5 protein-coding genes and 1 pseudogene are annotated in these 3,926 nt (G+C 66.0%); 3 read left to right on the forward strand and 3 right to left on the reverse strand.

Going from position 1 to position 3,926, the window contains the following annotated elements; genetic code table 11:
- On the reverse strand, positions 1 to 153 hold a 153-nt coding region (locus JOY90_RS33110; RefSeq protein WP_291689469.1), incomplete at its 3' end, for an Hpt domain-containing protein.
- A 190-nt stretch (positions 154 to 343) separates the two neighbouring features.
- The gene (gene chpT / locus JOY90_RS33115; RefSeq protein WP_291695303.1) at positions 344 to 985 is read right to left on the reverse strand and encodes a histidine phosphotransferase ChpT; all 642 of its coding nucleotides are present in this window, start codon (positions 983 to 985) and stop codon (positions 344 to 346) included.
- 196 nt (positions 986 to 1,181) lie between these two features.
- Between chpT and JOY90_RS33120 the strand changes: the two genes are divergently transcribed.
- The gene (locus JOY90_RS33120; RefSeq protein WP_291695304.1) at positions 1,182 to 2,018 is read left to right on the forward strand and encodes a 3'(2'),5'-bisphosphate nucleotidase CysQ; all 837 of its coding nucleotides are present in this window, start codon (positions 1,182 to 1,184) and stop codon (positions 2,016 to 2,018) included.
- Here the strand turns inward: JOY90_RS33120 and JOY90_RS33125 are convergent.
- The gene (locus tag JOY90_RS33125) at positions 2,012 to 2,512 is read right to left on the reverse strand and encodes a YHS domain-containing (seleno)protein (RefSeq protein ID WP_291695305.1); all 501 of its coding nucleotides are present in this window, start codon (positions 2,510 to 2,512) and stop codon (positions 2,012 to 2,014) included. The two genes, JOY90_RS33120 and JOY90_RS33125, sit on opposite strands and share 7 nt — an antisense overlap.
- 164 nt (positions 2,513 to 2,676) lie before the next feature.
- On the opposite strand from JOY90_RS33125, the gene JOY90_RS33130 reads away from it, so the two are divergent.
- Both JOY90_RS33130 and JOY90_RS33135 read left to right on the forward strand, forming a co-directional pair.
- Positions 2,677 to 3,315 (forward strand): DUF1134 domain-containing protein, encoded by a 639-nt coding sequence (locus JOY90_RS33130; protein ID WP_291695306.1) that lies wholly within the window; start codon positions 2,677 to 2,679, stop codon positions 3,313 to 3,315.
- A gap of 185 nt (positions 3,316 to 3,500) precedes the next feature.
- Positions 3,501 to 3,926 (forward strand): annotated as a pseudogene (locus JOY90_RS33135) (hypothetical protein); the annotation flags it as partial.

Genomic DNA, 3,926 nt, shown 5'->3' on the forward strand with positions numbered 1-3,926 from the left:
GCCGCAGGTGCCCTTGATGGTGTGGACCAGGCGGAAGATGTTATCCAGAATCTTGGCGTTGTTCGGCTCCTGCTCGAACCGCACCAACTGATTGTCGACGGTGTCCAGGCTTTCGCTGGTCTCCGTCAGAAACTCCCGCAACAAGTCATCCATGAAACCGGCCTTCGCACACAGCGGCGCGCGAACGCGTCGCGCCTTTTGGGTGCGGCCAGCTTCTATGCAAACCGTTTAATATTGGTTGAGTAACGGCAAACGAATGGCCTCAACAAAGAGATAAGGCGGCCGAATGGAGACCTGGCGGCTGTCCTAAACCTTTGCTTAACCTTGTTCGTTAGCGGGACGTTTACGAAGCGGTCATCACCACGGCCTGGCCTTCGGCCACGAGCGAGATCCTCAGGCCCGAGGCCTCCGCGAGCAGCCGCGTATAATAGGGCTGCACGGCATGCGCATCGGGCGCGTGGCCCTCGTCCAGGAGGCTGGCGATGGCCTGCGGCACCCGGGCATTCAATCCGTTCGAGGTGAGCCGGAAGCCCATCGTCTCGCCCTCGCCGATCGGATCGACCGTCAGCGTGCCGCCGCGCGGGATCGTCTGCTGCGCGATGATCAGCATGTTCAGCAGCAGCTTGACCCTGTTCTTCGGCAACAACAGGCGCGGCAAATTCCAGGCGATCGTGAGCTTGCCGTCCTCGAGATGGCCCCGCGCCGTCGACTGCGCGTCACCGAGGTCGATCTGCGCCCCCGCCGATCCCGCGGCTCCGAACGCCAGCCGGCAGAACTGCAACCGGGCTGATGCGGTCTTCGCGCTCTTGCGGATCAGATCGAGGGCGAAGTCGCGATCTTCCGGCTTCGGATTGTCGTCCAGGACCTCCAGCCCGTTGACGATGGCACCGACCGGGCTGATCAGATCGTGGCAGACCCGCGAGCACAACAGCGCCGCGAGCTCGAGCTTGTCGGGAATGGAACCTGATGACGGGGGGCCAGACATGGAATATTCCTGGAAACACGCGACGTATCTTGCGCGGCGAACGACGCGAATCACGCAAGCCCTCGGGCTTGATACACCGCGCTGGCTCGAACCGCCACCATTGGCGGCGATTCGCGAACAAGAGCAAGGAGCCCCGGTAATGAGACTTCCTCATGGCATGCGGCGAGGAGAGGCGACTTGATCGCGGGATCGGCTCATGCATGAACCGCGCTCGCTCGGCAGCGATGACCTGGTCGCGCTGATCGCTCCGCTGACGGAATTGGTGGTGCGGGCCGGCGCCGCCATCCTCGGCGTCAACCGCGGCGCGATGAAGATCGAGGGCAAGATCGACGGCTCGCCGGTCACGGAGGCCGATCTCGCCGCCGACCGGATCATCGGCGACGGTTTGGCGCGGCTCATCCCCGACATCCCGGCGTTGTCGGAGGAGCGCGCCGACCAGTTCACGCCGGCCGGCCGCGGCAGCTTCTTTCTGATCGATCCCCTCGACGGCACCAAGGAGTTCGTCGCCGGCCGTGCCGAGTTCACCGTCAACCTGGCGCTGGTGACGAATGGGATGCCGCTGCTCGGCATCGTCGCTGCGCCCGCGCTCGGGTGCCTGTGGCGCGGACTGGCCGGCCGTGGTGCCGAGCGGCTGACACTCGAGTCGGGCGCCCGCGCACCGATCCATACCCGCCGCCCGGCCCCAGCCCATGGCGAACCCTGGGTCGCCGCCGTCAGCCGCTCGCATGGCGATGCCCGGACCGAGGCCTTCATCGACCGACGCCCCGGCGCGATCCGGGAGAAGCTCGGCTCGGCGCTCAAATTCGGCCTCCTGGCCGAGGGCAAGGCCGACATCTATCCGCGGCTGGCGCCGACCTCGGAATGGGACATCGCGGCCGGTGCGGCGGTGGTGACGGCCGCCGGCGGGCTCGTCACCAGCGCCGGCGGCGCGCCGCTCCGCTTCGGCCAGATGCGTGATGCGGAGCATGGCCGCTACATCGTGCCGAGCTTCATCGCCTGGGGCGATCCGGCGGCGGTGATGCCGGCCTACTGAGCCAGCGTGTCCAGAAGGGCCGGCCAGCGCTCGTTCGCCTCGGGCAGAAAGCGCTCCGGCTCGGCCGCAAAGGCATCCCGGTGAGCTTCGAGATCGAACAGATAGAGCCGCTCGCCGGCGATCACCCAGAGCAAGGGATTGCCGGCGACGGTGACCCCGCGCGCGACGTCGACCGGGTCATATCCGCCGAATTGGGGACCGTAGACCTCCGGATGGGCGAGGAAGTCGGCCCGGTTGCCCTCATTGTGGAAGCGCCAGACCGCGCCGCCCTGCCAAGCCTCGAATTCCGGCAATCCCTTGACCGGAACGCGATCGATGAAATAGCCGATCGGATCGTAGCCATCGATGGCAAGGCCGCTGAAGCGATTGACGACGATCCGCTCCGTGGTCGCGGCCTGCGCAGTCCGGCCAAGTCCGACTGTGGCAAGCAGCGCCACTAGCACGATCACGGCGATTCCATGACGTCGGCGACGTTCTTGCCGTTGTACGGTCATAGTTGGTGCGGATAAGATCGAATCGGGGACACTGGACGCGGAAGCTAGAGCCCTGCTCGTTGGCGTCAGGTTAAGGCGGCGGCCAGTATTAAGATATCCAGGGGTTCTTCATGAAAATCGCTTTCAGCATTGCCGCGACGGCGCTCGCGGCGCTGACATGCTGGATGGCGCCCGCCACGGCGCAGCAGGTGCCGCCCTATCCACCCCCGGTTCAGCAAGCGCCGCCCTATCCGCCGCCACCACCGCCGGCCCCGCCTTACGTCCAGCCGGGCTACCAGCCGCCGCCGAACCTGCCGCCGCCGCGGCGGGATCCGGGACCGGACTACTACGCGCCGGACGAACTGGTTTCCGCAGGCCACCGCTTCTTCGGCAACGTGTCGCGCGGGCTCGCCTCGGTCATCGAGCGCGCGGTCAGCCAATGGGGCCTGCCGAACGGCTACGTGCTGGGCGAGGAAGGTTCGGGCGCCTTCGTCGCCGGGCTGCGCTATGGCGAGGGCACGCTCTATACCAAGAACGCCGGCGACCTGCGGGTCTATTGGCAGGGACCCTCGGTCGGCTTCGACTGGGGCGGCGACGGCGCACGAACGATGACGCTGGTCTACAACCTGCCGGCCACCGCCGCGATCTACCAGCGTTTCGTCGGCATCGACGGCTCGGCCTATATCGTCGGCGGCTTCGGCATGACCGCGCTCACCGCCAACAACATCGTGCTGGTGCCGATCCGCTCCGGCATCGGGCTCAGGCTCGGCGCCAACATCGGCTATCTCAAATATACGCCGAACGCGACCTGGAACCCGTTCTGATCGACGCGCGGCTTCGTGCGACTTCCGGTTGGCGATCAACGTTAATGCCGCAACGGGCTGGTGTTCTGCCCTGCCGCCGTGGCATGGTGAATTTCCACTTAATTTGCGCATGACTTTTCCGTAAATGCCGATTTCTCCGTATCGGTACGGAGACATGCGCCGAAGCTTCCGGGGAGTAGTGCGCCATGATCGAGCCGATCATGTATCTGGCGATCGGTTTTCTGCTCTCGATGCTGTGCGGGCTGATGATCGTGCCGCTGGTGCACAACCGCGCGGTGCGGCTGACGACGCGCCGGATGGAGGCGGCAACCCCGCTGTCGATGGCCGAGATCCAGGCCGACAAGGATCAGCTTCGCGCCGAATTCGCCATGTCGGCGCGGCGGCTGGAGATGAACGTCGAGCAGCTCAAGAACCGCACCACGAGCCAGCTCGCCGAACTCGGCAAGAAGACCGATGCGATCAATCGCATGAAGATCGAGCTCGGCGAGAAGAACGCCGCGATCTTCGCGCTCGAGGCGCGCGAGAAGGCGGTCAAGGACCAGCTCCGCGCCACCGAGGAGGAGTTCGCGGCCAGGACGGAGGCGCTGCGCCAGGCCGAGCGGGCGCTGACC

Origin of the sequence: Bradyrhizobium sp. (genome assembly GCF_019242285.1) — a bacterium.
Classification (GTDB): domain Bacteria; phylum Pseudomonadota; class Alphaproteobacteria; order Rhizobiales; family Xanthobacteraceae; genus Bradyrhizobium.

Excerpts from the sequence above, each read along its gene's own strand:
- chpT (WP_291695303.1), bottom strand. The coding sequence starts at position 985 with ATGTCTGGCCCCCCGTCATCAGGTTCCATTCCCGACAAGCTCGAGCTC.
- JOY90_RS33120 (WP_291695304.1), top strand. The coding sequence starts at position 1,182 with ATGCATGAACCGCGCTCGCTCGGCAGCGATGACCTGGTCGCGCTGATC.
- JOY90_RS33125 (WP_291695305.1), bottom strand. The coding sequence starts at position 2,512 with ATGACCGTACAACGGCAAGAACGTCGCCGACGTCATGGAATCGCCGTG.
- JOY90_RS33130 (WP_291695306.1), top strand. The coding sequence starts at position 2,677 with ATGGCGCCCGCCACGGCGCAGCAGGTGCCGCCCTATCCACCCCCGGTT.